General features: G+C 63.3%; 18 protein-coding genes. 6 read left to right on the top strand and 12 right to left on the bottom strand.

The window, feature by feature from the left end:
• The first annotated feature begins 150 nt into the window (after positions 1–150).
• A complete protein-coding gene (locus tag AB4M76_RS03400) occupies positions 151–909 on the top strand; it encodes a polysaccharide deacetylase family protein (protein ID WP_368440399.1) in 759 nt (252 codons plus the stop codon).
• Positions 910–916: 7 nt separating this feature from the next.
• On the top strand, positions 917–1,771 hold the full coding sequence (locus AB4M76_RS03405) for a GNAT family N-acetyltransferase (RefSeq protein ID WP_368440400.1): 855 nt from the start codon (positions 917–919) through the stop codon (positions 1,769–1,771).
• Positions 1,772–1,800: 29 nt separating this feature from the next.
• Here AB4M76_RS03405 and AB4M76_RS03410 read toward each other — a convergent pair whose 3' ends face one another.
• The 3 genes from AB4M76_RS03410 to AB4M76_RS03420 form a co-directional block, all read right to left on the bottom strand.
• The gene (locus AB4M76_RS03410; RefSeq protein WP_368440401.1) at positions 1,801–2,802 is read right to left on the bottom strand and encodes an NAD-dependent epimerase/dehydratase family protein; all 1,002 of its coding nucleotides are present in this window, start codon (positions 2,800–2,802) and stop codon (positions 1,801–1,803) included.
• Positions 2,803–3,034: 232 nt separating this feature from the next.
• A complete protein-coding gene (locus AB4M76_RS03415) occupies positions 3,035–4,498 on the bottom strand; it encodes an MFS transporter (protein ID WP_368440402.1) in 1,464 nt (487 codons plus the stop codon).
• 318 nt (positions 4,499–4,816) lie between these two features.
• A complete protein-coding gene (locus tag AB4M76_RS03420; protein ID WP_368440403.1) occupies positions 4,817–5,266 on the bottom strand; it encodes a MarR family winged helix-turn-helix transcriptional regulator in 450 nt (149 codons plus the stop codon).
• A gap of 357 nt (positions 5,267–5,623) precedes the next feature.
• Between AB4M76_RS03420 and AB4M76_RS03425 the strand changes: the two genes are divergently transcribed.
• The 3 genes from AB4M76_RS03425 to AB4M76_RS03435 all read left to right on the top strand — a co-directional run bounded on the left by AB4M76_RS03425 (position 5,624) and on the right by AB4M76_RS03435 (position 8,600).
• Positions 5,624–6,574 carry an MBL fold metallo-hydrolase gene (locus AB4M76_RS03425; RefSeq protein ID WP_368440404.1) on the top strand — a complete coding sequence of 317 codons (951 nt, stop codon included), beginning with the start codon at positions 5,624–5,626 and terminating at the stop codon, positions 6,572–6,574.
• A gap of 173 nt (positions 6,575–6,747) precedes the next feature.
• A complete protein-coding gene (locus AB4M76_RS03430; protein ID WP_368440405.1) occupies positions 6,748–8,376 on the top strand; it encodes an FAD-dependent oxidoreductase in 1,629 nt (542 codons plus the stop codon).
• A gap of 5 nt (positions 8,377–8,381) precedes the next feature.
• Positions 8,382–8,600, top strand: coding sequence for a DUF2783 domain-containing protein (locus AB4M76_RS03435; protein WP_368440406.1), 219 nt, complete (start codon positions 8,382–8,384; stop codon positions 8,598–8,600).
• A gap of 52 nt (positions 8,601–8,652) precedes the next feature.
• Here AB4M76_RS03435 and AB4M76_RS03440 read toward each other — a convergent pair whose 3' ends face one another.
• The 4 genes from AB4M76_RS03440 to hdhA form a co-directional block, all read right to left on the bottom strand.
• Positions 8,653–9,699, bottom strand: a complete 1,047-nt coding sequence (locus AB4M76_RS03440) for an FUSC family protein (RefSeq protein ID WP_368440407.1) — start codon at positions 9,697–9,699, stop codon at positions 8,653–8,655.
• A gap of 9 nt (positions 9,700–9,708) precedes the next feature.
• Positions 9,709–10,800, bottom strand: coding sequence for an HlyD family secretion protein (locus AB4M76_RS03445; RefSeq protein ID WP_368440408.1), 1,092 nt, complete (start codon positions 10,798–10,800; stop codon positions 9,709–9,711).
• A gap of 92 nt (positions 10,801–10,892) precedes the next feature.
• Positions 10,893–12,542: a serine hydrolase gene (locus AB4M76_RS03450; protein ID WP_368440409.1), complete on the bottom strand. Its 1,650-nt coding sequence runs from the start codon at positions 12,540–12,542 to the stop codon at positions 10,893–10,895.
• Positions 12,543–12,648: 106 nt separating this feature from the next.
• Positions 12,649–13,416, bottom strand: coding sequence for a 7-alpha-hydroxysteroid dehydrogenase (gene hdhA, locus AB4M76_RS03455; RefSeq protein WP_368440410.1), 768 nt, complete (start codon positions 13,414–13,416; stop codon positions 12,649–12,651).
• 213 nt (positions 13,417–13,629) lie between these two features.
• Here hdhA and AB4M76_RS03460 point away from each other — a divergent pair, with 213 nt between their 5' ends.
• Positions 13,630–14,076: a hypothetical protein gene (locus tag AB4M76_RS03460; protein ID WP_368440411.1), complete on the top strand. Its 447-nt coding sequence runs from the start codon at positions 13,630–13,632 to the stop codon at positions 14,074–14,076.
• A gap of 96 nt (positions 14,077–14,172) precedes the next feature.
• Here the strand turns inward: AB4M76_RS03460 and AB4M76_RS03465 are convergent, their stop codons facing one another.
• From AB4M76_RS03465 to AB4M76_RS03485, 5 genes are all read right to left on the bottom strand, one after another.
• On the bottom strand, positions 14,173–15,405 hold the full coding sequence (locus AB4M76_RS03465) for a Tm-1-like ATP-binding domain-containing protein (RefSeq protein ID WP_368440412.1): 1,233 nt from the start codon (positions 15,403–15,405) through the stop codon (positions 14,173–14,175).
• Positions 15,406–15,414: 9 nt separating this feature from the next.
• Positions 15,415–16,899 carry an aldehyde dehydrogenase gene (locus tag AB4M76_RS03470; protein WP_368440413.1) on the bottom strand — a complete coding sequence of 495 codons (1,485 nt, stop codon included), beginning with the start codon at positions 16,897–16,899 and terminating at the stop codon, positions 15,415–15,417.
• A 6-nt stretch (positions 16,900–16,905) separates the two neighbouring features.
• The gene (locus tag AB4M76_RS03475) at positions 16,906–18,423 is read right to left on the bottom strand and encodes a tripartite tricarboxylate transporter permease (protein WP_368440414.1); all 1,518 of its coding nucleotides are present in this window, start codon (positions 18,421–18,423) and stop codon (positions 16,906–16,908) included.
• A gap of 12 nt (positions 18,424–18,435) precedes the next feature.
• Positions 18,436–18,975 (bottom strand): tripartite tricarboxylate transporter TctB family protein, encoded by a 540-nt coding sequence (locus tag AB4M76_RS03480; protein WP_368440415.1) that lies wholly within the window; start codon positions 18,973–18,975, stop codon positions 18,436–18,438.
• Positions 18,976–19,039: 64 nt separating this feature from the next.
• Positions 19,040–19,984: a tripartite tricarboxylate transporter substrate binding protein gene (locus AB4M76_RS03485; RefSeq protein ID WP_368440416.1), complete on the bottom strand. Its 945-nt coding sequence runs from the start codon at positions 19,982–19,984 to the stop codon at positions 19,040–19,042.

Consider the following 19,984-nt stretch of genomic DNA (forward strand, 5'->3'; position numbering starts at 1 on the left):
CCGATTTACATGCATGCGTCCAGTGTCACGGCCGCGCGGGGGGCACTTATTCGGGTGCCACATCGGGGGTGCACAGGGAAAAGTGAATGTACATCGCGCCGCTTGGGTGGTTCAATTGGCGGGTACATCACAGCTGAATGGGGTGCGCTTGTGGCAACCTGGGCAGAGTTAGACGAAGAGATCGGCAAGTGGTCCGCGCAGGGTGAGGTGCCAACATTCTGGTGGCGCGACGATGATACCGAAGCCTGCACAGATCCATTGGAGAGGCTGATTGCCCTGTCTGAGCGTTTTCGCGCGCCCTTGCATCTGGCGGTTATTCCCGCTGCAATAGATGACACACTGGCTGACCGCCTGTCGGCGTCCCCGCAGGTCTATACCCTGCAACATGGATTTGCGCATAAAAACCACGAACCCAAAGGCACCCGCGCCTCCGAGGTCGGCAGGCTGCGCGATTTGGCTTTGATCGAAGAGGATCTGCGCGAGGGCTGGCGGCGGATGCAACTGGCGAGATTGCCAAACATGCTGCCCGTATTCGTCCCGCCGTGGAACCGGATCGGAGAGAAGGTTCTGCCATATTTGCCGCGATGGGGCTATGCTGCGCTTTCGGGTTTTGACGCGCGGCCCCACCCCGAGCCTGTGCCCGGCTTGCAGCATCTCAACGGTCACATCGATCCCATTCGCTGGAAAGAGGGCGCAAAGTTCGCGGGCGTCGAAAAAACCTTGGAGCAATGTCTGCGCCATCTGCGCAAGCGGCGGCTGGAAGACGCCTATCGAAACGAGCCGACCGGACTTGTCAGCCATCACCTGCAAACCGATGCCGAGACTTGGGACTTTATGGAAGCCTTGATGGCGCGGCTGACCCATAGGGCGGCGACCCGGTGGATATCATTGAAAAGCCAGATGAAATGAGCCCGAAATGTTAGATATCGCCTATGCGCCCCCCGCCGAACGGGAGGAGGTCGCGCAATTTATGAACGCCGTCTTCATCCGCGCGAAATGGGGCATCGACAGGTGGCGGGCCTTGCTGGCCGGGCGCTGGTGCGGCCCCGAGGGGCGCTACGCCATAACCGTGCGCGATGACGGGCGGCTGATCGGTGTGCTGGGGCTGGTCTATGCCGAGCGGCAAACGTCGCATGGCCCCAGAACCACGGCGGATATGACCTCATGGTATGTGCTAAAGGACTATCGCGGGCAGGGGGTCGGGAAGAAAATGCTCGCCTTGGCGACCTTGGACCCTGATGTGACGGTGACGAATTTCTCCAGCGCCAAGGCCGCCGTTAATGTTTTGGAAAAAGCGGGGTTGAGGGAATTGGACCGGGAGCGTCTGGTCTGGCATCCCTCGAAGGAGGCAGGTTTTGAAGTGCATGATGACCCTTTGTCTCTGGGGGATCGCCTGCCTGCAAAAGACCGCCGGATCATCGCAGATCATCAGGGGCTGCGGCTGAGATTTCTGGCGGTAGACACCCCCGAAGGGCTCTGCACGATGGTGATATACCCGCAGAAAAAACATGATGACTATGTGACCCATGAAATCATGTATCTCGCCGATCAGCCGCTCTTTGCCCGATATGCAAGGCAGATCGCGGCCTCGGTCCTGCCGTCGGACGCCGCAATCCTTTCACTCGACCGCCGTTTTGCGCGCGAAGGCATTGTCTGTGATGAGGTCCGGGCGTTCGCCACGCCCCGATACTGCCAGCCCGGGCTCTTGGACCCCAGCGAGATCGATATGCTCTATTCGGAATGCGTCCTGCTCAACATCAAGATACATTGAGGCGCGGCAGCGGCGGCCCTTTGCCCGGCTCAGACGTTGTAGAAATCGCGGTACCAGTCCACAAAATGCTGCAGGCCTGCGTCGACCGCGGTGGAATGCTGCTTGCCGATCAGCGTCTGTAGCAGCGTGGTATCGGCCCATGTGGCCGGCACGTCACCGGGCTGGATCGGATGGAAGGTCTTGAGCGCCACCTGCCCGCAGGCCGTCTCGATCGCTGCGATGAAATCCATCAGCGAGACCGGGGCGGCATTGCCGATATTGACGGTTCGAAACGGCGCGACGGGTGACATGCTATCGCCCGCCACCGGATGGGCCGGATCGGGCGTGACATCGATCAGGGCCATGATCGCGCGGACAAGATCATCCACATAGGTGAAATCGCGCTGCATCTTGCCGTGATTGTAAACGTCGATCGGTTCGCGGTTCAGGATCGCTTGGGTGAACTTGAAATAGGCCATGTCCGGGCGGCCCCAAGGGCCATAGACGGTGAAGAAACGGAACATGGTGGTGGGCAGACGGTAGAGATGGGCATAGGAATGCGCCATGTTTTCCGTCGCCTTCTTGGTCGCCGCATAGAAGGACATCTGCGTATCGACCTTATCCGCCTCTTTGTACGGCATCTGGCGATTGGCCCCAAAGATGGACGAGCTGGACGCCAGCAACATATGGGCAGGCGGAAAGGCGCGGGCGGCTTCGAGCAATTCAAAGGTGCCGATAAGATTGGCATCCAGATAGGCCCGCGGATCTTCGATGGAATGGCGCACCCCCGCTTGCGCGGCCAGATGTACCACGACCTCCGGGCGGTGCGCGTCGAAGAGCGACATCAGGGTTTGCGGGCTTTCCAATCTATCGTTCACGATGCTGAACTGCGCATAGGCGCAAAGCTGCGATTGTCGGCTCCGCTTTAGCTCGACGTCATAATAGTCCGACAGGCTGTCGATCCCGATCACCCGCCAGCCCGCCCGCAACAGCGCCAGAGACACGAAATAACCGATAAAGCCCGACGATCCGGTGACGATTGCGGTTCTCATTCAAAGCGCTCCGCTGCCGAACGTCGCAGGCTCTGGAGTGAGAGAGGATTGAAGTGCATAACGGCGTGCGAACTTCCGTGTCACGGGGGGAGAGCAAGGGCGGGGCAGGATAGGCTGCCCTTGCGCTTAGACAATTGGTACTGACAGCGCGGGCCAAAAGCAACTATGCGTTGTGCCGACCGCGGGTCAGAGGGGGCTGCACCAGCAGCGCTCGACCAATCTTCCCGCCGGGTCAGGACGCTTGCCGGCGGTCGCGCAGATCCTTGAAGGCCACCAACAAGGCCAGGACGACAACGACCGAGATCAGGCCGAACCCCACGACCATCGCCACCGTCCAAGAGGTTGCCGACAGCGCGTAGAACGTCGCCGCGGTGATCAGGGCGATGCCAACGGCCGTGCCAATCCGCTGGCCCGTCTGCATGATCGCCCCGGAACTGCCGGCATAATCCAGCGGCACTTGCGCAAGGGTCAGCGTTTGGTTTGGGCTGATGACCGTCCCCTGCGCCACGCCGATAAAGGACAGCGATGCCAGCAGCCACCAGATGCTCAGATGCCCCGCGTCCGCCAGGATCACCACCCCGATGCTGAGGCCAAGACCGAAGAGCGCCAGCACCAGCCCGCCGATCACCAGTTTCCGGCCAAACCGCGCAACCCGGCTTCCGGCCCAATGGGCGGCATAGGCCGAAAGCAGCGCCGCGGGAATGCCAAAGGCGGAGGATTGCAGCGCGGTCATTCCGTTGCCTTCCTGCACATATAGCGCAACCAGAACCCAGACACTGGTCACGCCCATGAAATAGAGCGTCATAATCGTGATGCCATTGGTATAGCTCCGGGTGGCAAAGACCTTGAGATCGACCATCGGCTTCAGCCCCAGCCGGAGATAGCGCTGCTCCCATCTGACCCAGAGCCAGCCCAGCAGCGCACCCAGGGGCAGCAAGCCCCAGACCAGCCTGTCGCCACTGTCTTCGACAAAGGGAAACAGGACCGCGAGCACGGCCAGGGCCAATAGAACCGCGCCGACCGGATCAAGCGAGCGCAGCCCGCTTCCGGTGCGCGGCAGCCGAACGATCAAGGGCCGGGGAAACCAGAGCAGCCCCAGAACGATGGCGGTAATGCCGATCGGGACATTGACCAGAAACGTCAGCCTCCAGCCAAGGTCAGGGCCGCCGAGTTCAATCAAGACGCCGCCGAGCACCGGACCGACCGCGACCGAGAGGCCGACAGTCGTGCCGAAATACCCAAAGGCCCGCCCCCGCGCGTCGCCGCGAAAATAATGCTGGATCATCCCGAGCCCCTGCGGGTTGAGCAGACCGGAGCCGATGCCCTGGGCAAAGCGCGCGGCATTGAGCCATGTCGCATTGGGCGCCAGACCCGCCGCGATTGAGGAGAGGGTAAAGACCGTCACCCCGATCAGAAACAGCCCGCCACGCCCCATGATGTCACCGGCCCGGCCCGCGGCCACCAGCACCACGCCAAAGGTCAGCGCATAGCCCGAGAGCACCCATTGCAGGTCAGACTGCGTCGCATCGAGGCCGATCCGGATCGAAGGCAGGGCCACATTCACGATGCTGACACTGATCAGGGTCATGAATATCGTGACCATAAGCACGGCAAGGATACGCCACCGCACCGGATCCACCGTGGGGTCAGACTGCGCCCCGGCGAATTGGTTTATATCTGTTTGCGATGAAGTCATGGCTGCGGCCCTCATTGATGAACCCAAGCAGGGCTATGTAGCCCTCGCCGCGCGAGAAGACAAATGAGCCGAGGCGGATCGCGCCCGCTATCAGACCGGGTGGGGAAGGACAGCCAGGCGCAGGGGGCAAACTTTCCGGCAGGCCGGCGCTTGGGAGGTCATCAGGTGAGCGCCGCTTCCCTAAAGCGCTTCTTGCAATCGAATTAGGTGGCATGACCTCGATGAGCTCATGTTTCCGCCCCTTTCCCCGCCACAAACGCTTAGCCGAAAACTCTAGCATCGACCGATCCAGTTTTCACGGACGCATCGCACCCGTCATCAGTCAAATTCCTCCAGCAGTTTTTCCAGACCCGCTTCGAGCTTGTCGAAAGCCTCTCCCAGACGCGCTTCGAGTGCGACTTGATGCGATTTCGCAAGGGGCAGCAATTCGGCCATCAGCTTGCGGCCCTTGGGGGTCAGGGTCAGGATCACCAGCCGCCGGTCTGTCGGGTTTTGCCGACGTTCGATTAGCCCGACCTCGCGCAGACGCTTGGCCGAGCGGCTCACCTCGTATTTCTCCATCGCGATCCGGGCTTCGATGTCGCGGACCGAGACCTTGCCGGAATGCGCCAGATGCACCAGCACGCGCCATTCGGAAATCGATATGCCGAACCTTTCGCGATATTGCCGCGCGAGCGCCTCGCTCGTCCGCTTTGCCGCTACAGCCAGCCGGTAGGGTGTGAAGCCGAAGAGGTCGAACTCCGGCAGAGGGGGCAGGTCGTCTGGCATAGGAACATCCTTTTATGGGCAATATCCACCAATCCCGGCGTCCCGCGCAAGCGATTTCATTGCGGATGCTATGAATCTTCTTGACGACGTTGCAATTGCAACGTCTATAGTGGGCGGTGATTCAGCGCCGCGTCTGTCGCAGGGGCGGGGCACAGTCGGGGGGAGCCCAGACGACCAAGCACAAGCGCCCCAAGGGGTCGATCCGCGCGACGGGCGCGGCCCGGGGCGGCGGCATCGGCAGGGTAGACGCGGCACTGGGAGATCGCCCTGTGCGCTAGAACCACATCGGCGCGGCCCTTGCGCCGGGAACGAAACGACCGCGGGCACGCCCGTGACACTAACTGGAAGGACAGCATCATGGCCAAGGCATTCGCATCGCAAGGCGATATGGAAGACAAGAAGATCAGCTTTACCGAGGTGGGCGACGGGCTTTGGGCCTTTACCGCTGAGGGCGACCCGAACACCGGCGTGATCATCGGCGACGAAAGCGTGATGATCGTAGAGGCGCAGGCCACCCCGCGTTTGGCGCGCATGGTGATCGAGAAGGTGCGCGAGGTGACGGACAAGCCGATCTCGCATCTCGTGATGACCCATTACCACGCGGTGCGCGTTCTGGGCGCCAGCGCTTATGGCGCGCGCGAAGTCATCATGTCCGACGTGGCCGCGGCCATGGTCGAGGAACGCGGACAAGAAGATTGGGACAGCGAATTCGGCCGCTTCCCGCGCCTGTTCCAGGGGCATGAGGAAATCCCCGGCCTGACCCGGCCCACCACCACTTTCAGCGAGAGCATGACCGTCTACCTTGGCAAGCGCCGCGTCGACATCATGAAGCTGGGCCGTGCCCATACCGCTGGCGACGCGGTGGTGTGGGTGCCCGATCAGGAGGTCATGTTCACCGGCGACATCGTGGAATATCACTCTGCCTGCTACTGCGGCGACGGCCATTTCAACGACTGGCCCGAAACCCTGGCCAATATCGCCGCTTTCGAGCCAAAGTCCATCGCGCCGGGCCGCGGCGATGCGCTGGTCGGTGAAGAGATGGTGGCGCGTGCCATCGCCAATACCGCGGATTTCGTAGAAAGCACCTATAAGCCCGTGGCCCGCGTCGTGGCGCGCGGCGGCACGCTGAAGGAAGCCTGGGACGCGGTGCGTGCCGAATGCGACCCGAAGTTCAGTGACTATGCGATCTATGAGCATTGCCTGCCGTTCAACGTGGCCCGCGCCTATGACGAGGCGCGCGGCATCGACACGCCGCGTGTCTGGACCGCCGAGCGCGACCAAGACATGTGGAACGACCTGCAGGGGTGACCCGACCCGGCGCGCTGCGGTGAAGCCTCCGGGCCGATCCGCATCGCGCAGGGCAGCCTAATTCTGCGGCGCGCTTTGGTCTGTTCAGGAAAACGCGCCAAAGCGCCCAAGACATATCCCGGGCCGTTCAGGCCAGGGCCGGGCCGCTGGCCTGACTTTTGGAGGAGACGAAAATGCCCTTAGATGATCGCTACCAACTGGCCTTCAAGCTCTACCCCTATGCCCGGTCCGACGACCAAGACAGCGCAACGCCGGTGCGCCATCCGGTGGTTGTCGTCGGCGGCGGCCCCATCGGGGTTGCCACCGCGCTGGACCTTGGCCTGCAGGGCATTCCGGTTGTGCTTCTCGACGATCACGAGGGGGTCGGGCAAGGCAGCCGCGCCATCTGCTTTTCCAAACGCAGCCTCGAAATCGCCGACCGCTACGGCTGTGCCACACCGATGCTGGACAAGGGCGTGGTCTGGAACCTGGGCAAGGTCTTTCACGAAGACCGCAAGGTCTATGAGTTCAACCTGCTGCCCGAGGAAGGCCACCGCTTTCCCGCCTTCATCAATCTGGCCCAGCCCGATTTCGAGAAATTCCTGGTGGAGCGCATCCGCGCGGCCCAGGCCGAGGGGGCGTCGATCGAGCTGCGTGGCAAGAACCGGGTCGACAGTATCGAGGTGAAGGAGGATCATACGCTCCTCAACATCGCCACGCCCGAAGGGGAATACAGCATCGAGGCCGACTGGCTCATCGCCGCCGATGGCGCGAGCTCGCCGCTGCGGTCGATGATGGGGCTGGATTTCGAGGGCCGCGTCTTTCAGGACAGCTTCCTGATCGCCGATATCCGGATGCTCTCCGAAAGCTTTCCGACCGAACGCTGGTTCTGGTTCGAGCCCTCGCATAAGGCCGGCGCCTCGACCCTGTTGCACAAGCAGCCCGATGATATCTGGCGGGTTGATTTCCAGATCGGCTGGGATGTCGACCGCGCCGAGGAGTTGAAGGAAGAGAACGTTCGCAAACGGCTCGATGCGATGCTGGGGCAGGACGTCGAATATGAGATCGTCTGGAAGTCGATCTATACGTTCCAATGCCGCCGGATGAAGCAGTTCCGCCATGGCCGGGTGATCTTTGCCGGGGACAGCGCCCATCAGGTCAGCCCCTTTGGCGCGCGCGGGGCCAATTCGGGCCTCCAGGATGCCGACAATCTGGGCTGGAAACTGGGCATGGTCATCCGGGGCGATGCGCCCGAGAGACTGCTGGACAGCTATCATGAGGAACGGGCTGCCGGAGCCGATGAAAACATCCTCAATTCGACCCGGGCGACGGATTTCATCACCCCAAAATCCCAGATCAGCCATGTGTTTCGCAATGCGGTGCTCGCCCTGTCGGAAACCCATGAGTTTGCCCGCCCGCTGGTAAATTCCGGCCGGCTTTCGGTGCCCTGCGTCTATGACGGGCTTTCGCTGATCGGAGAGGACGCGCTGACCGGCGGACCCGAACAGACCCGCCCCGGCAGCCCCTGTCCCGATGCCCCGCTGGGTGACGGGTACCTGCTGTCGGCCCTCGGTGATCGTTTTACCCTGCTCACGGTGGATGCGGGCGGGGCCGCGGATGTCACCGAAGACGGGATAGTCGCGCGACATCTGGCCGTCGACACGGGGGACGATCCCTCGGGCGCATTGGCGCGCCGTTACCTTGGCGAGGCCCGCTCGGCGGTCTATCTGATCCGCCCGGATCAGCATGTGGTCGCCCGATGGGACAGTTTTGACGAAACCGCGATCCGCGCCGCTCTGCGCTGCGCCTGTGCGAAGGAGTGAGCGCAATGCCCTTGAATACCAAGCCCAATATCGCCGGCGCGGATGAGTTCTACGCCGATCTGATCCAGTCCCATGACGGTCTGACCGACGCGGAAAGCGCGGCCTTTAACGCCCGTCTGGTTCTCGTGCTCGCCAACCACATAGGCGACCGCAGCGTTCTCTCCGAGGCGCTGCAAGTGGCGCGAGACGCCCGGGCGACTGCGGTTTCGCAGGGTAAGACCTGACACCCGGAGGGGCGGGGAAGCCGTTCGACGCCTTGCCGCAGGCTGCGGCAGGTTAGGTCCGCATCTTTTCCGGTGCCGGGGGCGGCTCTGCGGGGTCGGCGTGCCAGCCTGTCGCGGCGTCCAGCAGGGCCACCAGAAAGGCCGCCGTGAAGGCCCCGGCCAAGGTCAAAACGATCCGGGTGAAACTGGCATAGGCGGGGTCTTGGGTCGAGAGCGCGCCGGCGACCAAGGCCAGCGTCACCGAAAACCCATATTGATAGACCATGCTGGGATGGCGGCCGTTCAGCATTTTGGAGCCAAAGAACAGACCCGAAAGAAAGACCAGCCCCAATATGATCGGCAGATGTGATGAGACGGTGAACAGCCACAGCACCAAAAGCGCCACCGCCACGCCATAGACCGTCGCCCGAACCCGCTGAAACGCCTCGTCCCAGACCCGCCGCCGGGTGGGAAAGACGACGACCATCGCCGCGATCATCGCCATCATCATGTCCGAGGGCTGCATCACCGAATAAAGCCAAAAGCTCAGCCCCATCAGCACAGAGGCGCGGATGGCAGCGCCGGTCTCAACCCGTCCCCCACTGGGCATGGGTTCATCCACATGCATCTCCCGCGTGCGGGCCGGCAAAAGGATATAGACCACCGGCCCGATCACCAGCGCCACCAGTGACGCCTGCGCAAAACCGTCGCGCATCGCCTCCAGAGTGGCGGTGCCATGCATCCCCATGATCGACATCAAAAGCGCGACGACAATGATCAGCATCCCGACCTGCGCACCGGTCTTCAGGATCATGCGGAAGGCCATGAAATAGACCAGCCAGATCGCCCCGATATAGACCACAGGGACCGGGCGCAATTGTTCGACAAACCACGTCATGACATAGACCATGATGATCATCACAATCGGCCCCGCCACGGCCTTGACCGGATTGAACGCCTTACGCTGCGCGGCGATCAGCCCCAGGGGCAGGGCCGCGATGATGGGGGGAAGCGCGGGGTTCAAGATCGGTATCGCGGCAAAGGCGAGCATCCCCGTCAGCCCCAGGCGCACCGCATAGAGCGGGTCTTCGGTGACGTCAGGGCGCGGGGTGACATACATCTGCGGGCCTCAATGCAGATGGCTGGTAAAGGATTTGACGCGCTGGAGGGCGGCGGCGAACCATGCGATCGGATTGCCCCGCCCCTCGGCATAGATCACCGCGTTCACCTTGCCGCCCACGCGCACGTTCTGGGGCCATTGCGCCATCCCGCCCGCGAGTTCGATCCGCACCGGGATGCGGCGGGCGGGCTCGAACCAACGGTTGCTGGGCTGGTTGACGACCAGCCCCCCTTGGACATTGCGCCCGGGGTTGATGCCCCATGCGATGCTCTGCACCCGGCCCTCGAAAATCTGCCCCGGCACCGCGTCGAAGAGCAGCCCGACCTCGTCGCCCGGATCGATTTCCTGCAGTTGATTTTCCCGCAGATCCACGGTGACCCAGGCGGCATCGGCGTCGATAAAGGTCAGCGCCGGGTTGCCCGCGCCGACAAACTGCCCCTCGGCAAGCAGCACATTCGTCACCACCCCGTAATGCGGCGCGCGCACCTGGGTCGATGCCAGATCATACTGCGCCCGCTCCAATTGCGCCTGAGCCGCCAAGATCGCCGGGTTGTCCTGGCCCTGAGAGCCCAGCTGCCTGCGCGCACTTTCCAAATTCGCCTCTGCTGAGGCGAGCCGGGCTTCGGCATCGGCGACTTGACCGCGCGCCGTGTCCCCCTGTGCGGTGGTCGCAAGGCCGCGCTCCTCTAGGCGAAACGTGCGGTCGGCCTGCAAACGGGTTGTCTCCAAGGCCGCGCGCGCCTGGGACACGGCAGCCTGCGCGGCGACCAGTGAAGCACCCGAGGCGTCGATGTTCTGCACCGTGGAGGTCAGATTGGCCTCGGCCTGTTTCACCGCCAGTTCGAAAGGCTGCGGGTCGAGCTGAAACAGCGGGTCCCCCGCCTGTACCACCGCGTCATCCTGCACCTGAACCCGCAGGACCTCGCCCGACACCCGGGGCGCGATCTGCACCACATGGGCCGAGACGATGCCCCGGGAGGAGGAAGGGGCCATCCGGTCGGTCAAGGAATAGAGCCCCACCGCGATCAGCAGCAAGATGATCGTGATGAGTGCAATTTTCCCGGCGGGATTTTTTGCGGGCGCTGCGGCGGTGTCGCTCATAGTAACCTCGACTGATACTCTGCCTTATGACCTAGGGTGATCCGCCGCTGGCGCAAACTTATCGGGATGGAACCCACCGACGCGCCACCGCCTTACCGCCTGCGCGCGACGATTGCCGTGCCATCCGCGCTGCGCAGCAGCAGGGCCCCCGTCTCATCGATTGTATAGCTTTCGATGCGGGGCAAGATGTCGAGCAAACGCGCTTCTTGTTCCATCAAAGCCGGCGGGCAGAGCATCATTGTGGCGCCGCCATTCGTGATGTTCAGCTCTGCACCTTCGCGGCTGTACCGCCCGAGCAGCCGGTTGCAGGACGCGTTCCCCGCGAGACTGCCATCCGCCATGAAGGACAGGCTCGCGGGGCTGTTGTCGATCACACCCTTGCCGCCGATGTCCTCGATCACCCATTCGCCGCCGGTCAACTGCGGGCTCGCCGCGCCCTGCATCAGATGCTCGGCCACGGCGCGGTAGGCGGGAAGCGATGTCGGATCGCTCTCGGCATTGGCGGCCACGGGGTTGGAGGCAAAGCGCACGATGACCATCTCGGCCGTCGGGTCGATCCAGATCGTCTGCCCATGCACCCCGCGGGCGGCAAAGGCGCCGTGATCGTCATGGCTGACCCACCACATGCCACGGTAGCTCCAGCCGGGCAGAAGATCATAGCCCGCCTTGGCAAAGGCGTCCTTGTCGCCGCCCTGGCGGATCCGGTCGATCGCGGCGGCGGGAATGATCTCTTCGCCCTGCCAGACACCGTTTTGCAGCACCAGCTGCCCAAAGCGGGCCATGTCGCGCAGGGTGGCGTTAAATCCGCCGCCCGCAAAGGGCGTGCCGATCGAATCCACCGTGAAGAAGGCTTCGCGTTCCGCGCCGATCTTGGACCAGATCCGGTCGGACAGGAACTCTGCCGCCGAGACACCGCTGCTCCGCGCCACCAGCCAGCCGGCCGCATCCGCGTTGACGGTCTTGTAGCCAAAAGCCTCGCCATGTTCGTCGTCGTTCTTCTGCACGGTTTGCAGATAGTCGAAATAGCTGCGCGGCCCGTCATAGCCCTCGGGCTTCGGCAAGGGGCTGCCCGCCTGGGCATAGGTCCAGACCTCGGCATCGGGGTCGGCATAGTCTTCGGAGTAATCCAGCGCGGTGGTCATCTCTAGCACCTGCGCCACCGTCGCGTCGCCAAAGGCGCTGTCGGCCAGTTCGGGGATGATATCGGCCATGCGGTCGGTCTCGTCGAGCTTGCCTTCCGCCACCAAGACTTCCGCCATCAGACCGGTGATGCTCTTCGTGACCGACATCGCCCCATGGAGGGTGTTCTCGTCCAGACAGCCGTCATAGCGTTCATAGACGATCCGGCCCTTGTGCAGCACCAGGGTGCCGTCGGTGTAATTGGCGTCAAAGGCGGCGTCCCAGGTCATCTCCGCGCCGCCGCCGATGGGGGTAAAGCGCACCGCGTCGATCGTGTCGTCCAGATCGCGCGGCAGGGGGCTGGCGCCGCCGGAGCCGTTGCGCACGCCGACCGTGGGCATCAGCTCGCGGAAATGGCACACGGTCCAGCGCAGCTTCGGAAAGGCAAAGTAATCCGCATCGGTAAAACGGATGGTCTTGTCAGCCGGGGGCGGAAACCCCTGCATCCATCCCAGGGGGACCGGGTCAGAGGCCTGCGCATTTAATGGTGTCGCATTCTGTGCCATCGCAGCCCCTCCGAATGCCATGGATGCGGCCAGCGCCGCGTTCAAGAAAAGCTTCATGTTCATGTCTTTCATTCTTTCTTTGATAGCGCGGTGCATCGAACCGGCAAACTGCGTGCTTTTTGCGGTTGCTTGGCCAGCATGCCACTGCCGAAATCAGCGGCGCTCATGACAATTCCTGACTGCCGCCGCCGGAGACGGTCAGGATCTGACCGCTGATCCAGGCCGAGGCCGGCGCGCAGAGAAACAGCGCCGCATTGGCCATATCCGCGGCATCCCCCAGACGTTTTATAGGCGTGTGTTTCAGCATGGTGGCCTCGATCTCATCGGTCAGAACGGACTCCAAGGCAGCGGTGCGCGTGGCGCCGGGGGCCACGCCATTCACCCGGATCCCCTTGGGGCCAAGGTCAAAGGCGATGTTGCGGATCAGATGGTTTGTCGCCGCCTTTGAGGCCCCGTAGGAGGCCATTTTCTCGTTCTTGTTCTCACCCGCCATCGAGCTGATCGCCACGATGGCGCCGCCCCCTGCCTTCTCCATTTCTGGAGCGGCAAGCTGGGCCAGCCGGAACAACGAAAAGACATTGAGATCGAAGGCGCGTTTGAAATCAGCCATCGGCATGTCGAAGGGCTTCGGCCCGCCACCGCCCGCGTTGCTGACCAGAAGAGACAGTTTGCCAAAGGCGTTGACGGTTTCCGTCACACTGGCGACGAGGTCATCTTCTTTGGTGACATCGCATGCCAGTGCCTTGGCCTGTCCGCCTGCCCCGGTGATCTCGGCGGCAACCGCCTCGGCAGCCTTCAGGTCATAGTCCGTGACCATGACACGCGCGCCCGCCCCGGCGAAGGTCAGGGCGATCTCTCGCCCGATGCCGGCCCCGGCGCCCGTGATCAGGGCCACATCGCCATCAAGCTGGAAATTCTTAGCATCAAACATGATCGAACCTTCATTCCTGTGTTAAGACCGGGCGCGGGAAACGGCGCCATGCGCCCTTTGTCAGGCCGCGGGGCCGGGGTGGAACACCCGCCGCCTGCGCTTCTACTTAGGATCTATAGCATGCAGGTCAGGGGCAGAGATACGCCGCCGGGGCCGCCGGTTGCCCATTTTGGGTAATGTGGCTACCTTCAGGGGCCTAGAGGGAGCGAGACAATGCCGCAGAGCCCGCAAGACCCAAGAACCGATTTCGCCCAAGCCTTCCCGGCCCATGTCGGTGCTTTGGTCAGGTTGCTGACTGTCCTGCGTCGGGAGTTCGATGGCGACCTTGATCTGCTTCTGATCTGCGCGATCGTAGGGGAGCGGCATTTCGCCCGGCGGATCGATCCTGCGACCCCGACCTATAAGACGCTTGGCGCAACACCCGTGACGAAGACACCCAGCGTCAACGCCTATTCCATCGCGCAATATTCGGGCATCCCCCGCGAAACCGTCCGCCGCAAAGTGTCGCGGCTGGTCGATAACGGATGGCTTCGCGTTGACGGCAAAGGCAATTTTAGCCCCACGGCAAAGGCGGCCGAAGACCTGATGCATGGAACGCAAGAGACCGTCCGGTTTCTGAAAGACGTCTCCCCCTATGGCGGGTCTCTATCGGAGACGTAGATTCATCGTTCCGGGTTCTGATTGGCTGCGCGGGGAGAATTTAGCGTCATCCGCCCCTGACAAGCGCCGTTTTGACCCCAAGGACTTTGGGCCGTTTCAGCACTTCACCATGCCTGCGGCGCACCAGTCGTCGAAAATCTCCAACGCCTTATCGCAAAACGCCGCGTCGTTGATGTGACAGGGAAGCCAATGCGCCGTGACATTCTCGGGAACCCCCGCCCGCATCTCCTCCAGAAAGGCTTGCAAGCCTTCCTTATCGTGCAGGTCCGCCCCGTCGCGGTCCCATTCCCCCAGCCCCGCTTCGGGCAGGAGCAGCGCCACCGGCCCCTGCGCCGTCGCCAGCTGACGCGCATGGGCGCGCGCGACCTCGCGGCGCTCTTCCGTGTTCAACACGATCGAGGTGAGCAGGCGGTTATGCGCATGTTTGGGATGTTCGGCCCATTTTTCGGGCAGGGGCTGCCAGCCAACGACATCGACAAGGTCGTAGCACCCGGGCGCCACGATCTGCGGGGTGCCGGCCTGTCCTGCACTGGTCAACCGGCCCGCGCCGGCGGAGATGTTGGAGCCATGCGCATGGTTGCCCAGCTCTTGCGTGCAGAAATCCATCACACAGGCAAAAGCCCCCTGCGCGGCCAGGCTCTCGAACGCCCTTCCGCCCATGCCGGTGGCATGGAAGACCGCCACCTCATAGCCGCGCTCTTCGAGCGCCGGTTTCAGTGGGACAACGTATTTCAACGCCGAAGTGCCCAGAGACATGACACCGACCAGCGGCTTGCCGGGGGTGGGCGGCTCCACCGCCCGCGCTGCGCCCAAGACCGCGCCCGCAGCCTGGCTGAGCGAAGATTTGCAGACTGAATTCAACCCGTAGAGCCCGCCGGCCCAGAGGATCATCTGCGTGTCCGCCGCCAGACGCTCTGCCGGGATCAGCGGCGAGAAAGAGACCGTCGAGACCACGTATTTCGGAACCCCGAGCGGCAACGCCGTGCAAACGTCGAGCGCCAGATCGGTGCCCATCGTGCCGCCCAGCACGATCATCCCGTCGAATACGCCCTGGCGGTGCAGACGCGAGGTCAGCAGGCTCGCGCCCCGGGCCATGATCTGCATCGCGTGGTTCTCGTCACCGCTGTCGATCGCGGCCTGAATCGAGCTGCCCCCCTCAGCCGCCACATCATGTTTGGAGTAATCGGTGGGCTGCGGCGGCTCGCCCAAGACAGAGACATCCATGGTGACGACCTTGCCCCCCTGGGCGCGGATCACCCGCGCGAGGTAGGACAGTTCGTCATTCTTCGTGTCATAGGTGCCGATCACAAGGATGGTTCTGTCAGTCATGGCGGCGTCCTACAGTTTGATCCAGGCGGTTTTCAGATCGGTATATTTATCGAAGGCGTGCAGCGACTTGTCGACGCCATTGCCGGATTGGCCGACGCCCCCCAACGGCACGGTCCCGTCAGAGCCGCCATAGGTGTTGATATGCATCACCCCGGCGCGAACGGCGCGGGTCATCCGATGCGCCCGGCCCAGGTTGGCGGTCCAGGCGGCGCCAGCCAGCCCGTAGACGGTGGCATTGGCAAGGCGCACCGCCTCCTCCTCTGTCTCAAAGGGCGTGACACCCAGTACCGGGCCAAAAACCTCTTGCTGGGCGAGCGACGCCTCCGGGCGCACGTCCGTCACCACGGTGGGCGCCATGTACCAGCCGCCGGTCTCCTCAAGAATGCGGCCGCCGCCGGTGACGACCTGCCCGCCTTCCGCCTGCGCGGTCTCGACAAAGCGCAGGTTCTGCGCGAGTTGCACTTCGGAATTGACCGCCCCGATCTGGGTGTCGAGGCGCAGCGGATCGCCAACCTGCATCGCCTCGGCTGCCTTGACGACTTCGGCCACGAAATCATCGTGGATCGAGGCTTCGACCAGCAGGCGCGAGGCGGCGACACAGACCTGCCCGGCATTGCGGAACATGCCCCCGGCCGCGACCTTGGCGGCCTCGGCGAGGTTGGGGGCGTCGGCAAAGACGATGTTGGGCGATTTGCCGCCGAGTTCCAGATAGACCCGCTTGAGGTTGGAGCGCGCCGCATATTCCAGCAGCCGCCGCCCGGTCGCGCCCGAACCGGTGAAGACCAGCACGTCGACATCCATCGACAGGCCCAGCGTCTCGCCCACCACAGCACCCTCGCCGGTGACCACGTTGAGCACGCCCGGCGGCAGCCCTGCCTCATGCGCCAGTTCGGCCATGCGCAGCAGCGTGAGCGAGGCCGTCTCAGCCGGTTTCAACACCACCGAATTGCCCGTCGCCAGCGCCGGGGCCAGCTTCCAGGCCCCGATCATCATCGGAAAGTTCCACGGCACGATGGCGCCCACCACGCCCACCGGTTCCCTGTGGATCAGACCCAGCACCTCTTCCGAAGTGGGGGCGATCTCGCCATAGACCTTGTCGAGTGCCTCGGCGTAGTAGCGGATGGTGCCCGCCGCAGAACCCGGCTCTGCCTTCAGGGCCATGCCGATCTCGGTGCCATTGTCGCGCACCCCCAGCACCGCCAGTTCCAGCGCATTGGCCTCGATCAGCTCGGCCCATTTCAGCAGCACCTTCTTGCGCATCGCGGGCGGCTGTCCGGCCCAGCGGCGATCTTCGAAGGCGGCGCGGGCGGCGGCGATGGCGGCTTCCATATCGGCGGTCGTGCCGCGCGCCACCTGGGTCAGCACCTGGCCGTCGATCGGGGAGCGAATGTCCATCGTGTCCCCGTCCGACGCCGGCACAGACTTGCCGTCGATCAGATGCGAAAACGTCTCTACGGGGCGCGCGCGCAGCGCGTCGATCGTCTTTTGGTCCATGGGGGGTTACCTTGTTTGCGTGTCGTGGATGTCGTCGTCTTCTGCATCCTGATGGGCGCGCCATTCCCGGATGAGCGTCCCGAAATGCAGCGTCAAAACCAGCAGGATGAGCGCGAAAATGATGAAGGATATCGGCCGGTCGATCATGTCGAGCGGGGTCGACAACCGCGGCAGGGCCGAGCGGAGCTTGACCTCCATGATGCCGCCCAGAACCATGCCGAGGATGATCGGCACGATCGGCAGGTTCAGCCGTTTGAGGATCAGCCCCAGCACCCCGAAGCCGGCGGCGATCATGCAATCGGTCAGCGAATTGCGCAGGCTGTAGACCCCGACAAAGGACAGGAGCAGAATGGCCAATCCGAGAAAACGGGTCGGCACACGAATGATCCGGGTCAACAGATTTGTCGAGAACAGCAGGAAGACCATGACGATCACATTCAGCGCGATCAGCGCGAAATAAAGGCCGTAGACCAGATCGATGTTGTTCTGGAAGAGCTGCGGGCCGGGAATGACATTATGCACGTAGAACACCGACAGCATCATCGCGGTCAGAGCCTCACCGGGGATGCCCAGGGCCAGAAGGGGGATCATCGCCGCAGCCGGCACCGCGTTGTTTGCCGCTTCCGAGGCGATCAGCCCCTCGGGCGAGCCCTTGCCAAAATCCTCGGGCTTCTCGGAAGTCCTCTGCGCGTAGGTGTAGCTCATGAACTGCGCGGTAAATTCACCGGTGCCCGGGATCATGCCGAGGATGACACCAAAGCCCGAGGCCACGCTCGCCACGCGCTTGTGCTTCAGCAGCTCGCGTAGGCCGGCGGTCATGCGGCCATTGACCGGCTTGGCTTCGGGACTGTCGTCGGGGGCGGTCAGAAGGAAAAAGGCCTGGCTCAGCGCAAAAAGCCCCAGCACCACGACGATCAGGTTGATGCCCGAGCCCAGAAAGGAAAGCCCGAAAGTATAGCGTTGGCTGTAGGTCACCGCATCGAGCCCGATGGTTTGAAGAAAGATTCCGAACATCGCCAGCATCCCGGCGGCGAAAATCTGGCCACGATGGGCGAGGATCACGAGGATGATCCCCAGCAGCGCGGCCAGAAAGATCTCGCGCGAGCCGAACATCGGTGCCACCACTGCCAACACGGGGGACAGAAGGATCAGGCAGAGGATGCCGAAGATGCCGCCCCAGAAAGAGGCCGAATAGGCCAGCGATACAGCGCGGTGCGCCTCACCCCGCTGGGTCATCGGGTAGCCGTCATAGGAGGTCAGCGCATTCACCGCCGTGCCCGGCGTATTGATCAGCACCGCCGGGATCGCCCCGCCATACATCGACGAGCCGTAGATCCCCAAGAGCATGGTCAGCCCGACGATCGGGTCCAGCGCAAAGGTCGCGGGCAGGAGGATGGCAATGGCCACCGCCGGGCCGACGCCGGGGATCGCGCCAATGATGACACCCCCGATGGAGCCGACGAGCAACGCCAGCACCACGTCCCAGCGGGCGATCATCTCAAGACCGGCAAGCATGTTTTCCATGAAGAAATCCGTTTAGAAATAGGTCAGCATGATTTGGCGCAGCCCGTCCGGCAGGAGATCATAGACCGCCCCCCCCGGCAGGTTGACCTTCAGCAGGGTTTTGAACAGGAGCACGATCACCAGCGCGGTGGCGCCCGCCGCCAAGAACACCTTGGGGCTGCGATAGCCCGCGCGCAGTGTTAGCAGCAGCGCCGCGATCAAGGTGGCGGGAAGATAGCCGGCCAGTGGCACGGCCGCCGCATAGGCGATGAACCAGGCGGCGTATTCCAACGAGGCGGCCCAGCGGCGGATCTCTTGCCAGCGCCCGTGGAGCCGTTTTGACAGCGCCGCCCCCAAAAGATGCAGGGCCGCGAAAATGGTCATGCCGCCCAGAGAGACTGCCGGCCAGAACCGGGGCTGGGCAAAGAGCGGCCCGCCGTTTCTCCAGGCGGTCTGATCCCCGATCTGCGACAGCAGCAGGATCGAGGCAATCAGCGCAAACCAGGCAAAGACGATGTCTCCGGGCCTGCGATACCGCTTGAAAAGGGATTGCAGCGTCTTGACGTGCGACATGGAACAGCTCCGGGCAGATACAAAAAGGGCCGGGCCGCTGCTGCGGCCCGGCCCCGGGATCGGATCACTTCGACAGCATGGTCTTGATGCGGCCCAGGGTCTCGATGTCCTGTTCGATCTGCGCCGCGACCTCATCCGCGGGTTGCCAGTAGACCTGCGCGCCGGTTTCGCCCGCGAGCTGCTGCGCGCGCTCCGACTTGACGGTCTTTTCGGCCACGGCGGCGATCTTGTCGCGCACGTCCTGCGGCGTGTCCTTGGGCACGAAGAGCCCGTTCCACAGAGCCACGTTGAGATCCGGCGCCAGTTCCGCCACCGTCGGCGTGTCGGGGGTCAGCGGAATGCGTTCGGACCCGATCGAGGCCAGCACCTTGATATCATCGAGGCAGGGCAGGATCAGCTGCAACGTGGTATTGACCACATCGACGTCGCCAGAGGCCAGCGTGTTGCAATCAAGCGCATCGAAAGCGGCATCAGAGGCGAAGGCAAAGCCTTTATCCTTGGCCAACCCCAGCGTCACCTGCGTCGGCACAAGCGGGGCGCCGAAATGGCCCAGCACGACATCATTGTCCTGCGCATGAGCGGCGAGACCCTCGATATCGTCATAGGGCGCATCCCCCGAGGTGGCGATGACGAAAGGATAGGTCAGAAAGTTCCCCACCGGCACAAAGGGGTCGGGATCGAGCTGCGGAATGCCCAGCTGCGGCCCGACCGTCGGAACCGCGGCGATGAAGGAGCCGATGGTATAGCCGTCGGCCGGTGCATTGGCGACCTCGATGGCGCCCGGGAAGGGCCCGCCGCCGCCGCCCGGCTTGTTCACCACGGCGGTCGGCACGCCGTATTCCGCCGAGAAATCCTCGGCGATCATCCGCGTCAGCACGTCTTCAAGATCGCCCGGAGGCCAGGGCACCACGAATTCCACCGGTTTTTCAGGATATTCCGCCTGCGCCGCGCCGCCAAGCGCACTCAGGGCGAGCGCCAATGTGCTGGCGGCCACTGTATATTTGTTCAT

Origin of the sequence: Sulfitobacter sp. PS-8MA (assembly GCF_040933935.1) — a bacterium.
Classification (GTDB): Bacteria; Pseudomonadota; Alphaproteobacteria; order Rhodobacterales; family Rhodobacteraceae; genus Sulfitobacter.

Bases quoted from the DNA above. Each gene is read 5' to 3' on its own strand.
- AB4M76_RS03405 (WP_368440400.1), top strand. From the start codon at position 917: ATGTTAGATATCGCCTATGCGCCCCCCGCCGAACGGGAGGAGGTCGCG.
- AB4M76_RS03410 (WP_368440401.1), bottom strand. From the start codon at position 2,802: ATGAGAACCGCAATCGTCACCGGATCGTCGGGCTTTATCGGTTATTTC.
- AB4M76_RS03415 (WP_368440402.1), bottom strand. From the start codon at position 4,498: ATGACTTCATCGCAAACAGATATAAACCAATTCGCCGGGGCGCAGTCT.
- AB4M76_RS03420 (WP_368440403.1), bottom strand. From the start codon at position 5,266: ATGCCAGACGACCTGCCCCCTCTGCCGGAGTTCGACCTCTTCGGCTTC.
- AB4M76_RS03425 (WP_368440404.1), top strand. From the start codon at position 5,624: ATGGCCAAGGCATTCGCATCGCAAGGCGATATGGAAGACAAGAAGATC.
- AB4M76_RS03430 (WP_368440405.1), top strand. From the start codon at position 6,748: ATGCCCTTAGATGATCGCTACCAACTGGCCTTCAAGCTCTACCCCTAT.
- AB4M76_RS03435 (WP_368440406.1), top strand. From the start codon at position 8,382: ATGCCCTTGAATACCAAGCCCAATATCGCCGGCGCGGATGAGTTCTAC.
- AB4M76_RS03440 (WP_368440407.1), bottom strand. From the start codon at position 9,699: ATGTATGTCACCCCGCGCCCTGACGTCACCGAAGACCCGCTCTATGCG.
- AB4M76_RS03445 (WP_368440408.1), bottom strand. From the start codon at position 10,800: ATGAGCGACACCGCCGCAGCGCCCGCAAAAAATCCCGCCGGGAAAATT.
- AB4M76_RS03450 (WP_368440409.1), bottom strand. From the start codon at position 12,542: ATGAAGCTTTTCTTGAACGCGGCGCTGGCCGCATCCATGGCATTCGGA.
- hdhA (WP_368440410.1), bottom strand. From the start codon at position 13,416: ATGTTTGATGCTAAGAATTTCCAGCTTGATGGCGATGTGGCCCTGATC.
- AB4M76_RS03460 (WP_368440411.1), top strand. From the start codon at position 13,630: ATGCCGCAGAGCCCGCAAGACCCAAGAACCGATTTCGCCCAAGCCTTC.
- AB4M76_RS03465 (WP_368440412.1), bottom strand. From the start codon at position 15,405: ATGACTGACAGAACCATCCTTGTGATCGGCACCTATGACACGAAGAAT.
- AB4M76_RS03470 (WP_368440413.1), bottom strand. From the start codon at position 16,899: ATGGACCAAAAGACGATCGACGCGCTGCGCGCGCGCCCCGTAGAGACG.
- AB4M76_RS03475 (WP_368440414.1), bottom strand. From the start codon at position 18,423: ATGGAAAACATGCTTGCCGGTCTTGAGATGATCGCCCGCTGGGACGTG.
- AB4M76_RS03480 (WP_368440415.1), bottom strand. From the start codon at position 18,975: ATGTCGCACGTCAAGACGCTGCAATCCCTTTTCAAGCGGTATCGCAGG.
- AB4M76_RS03485 (WP_368440416.1), bottom strand. From the start codon at position 19,984: ATGAACAAATATACAGTGGCCGCCAGCACATTGGCGCTCGCCCTGAGT.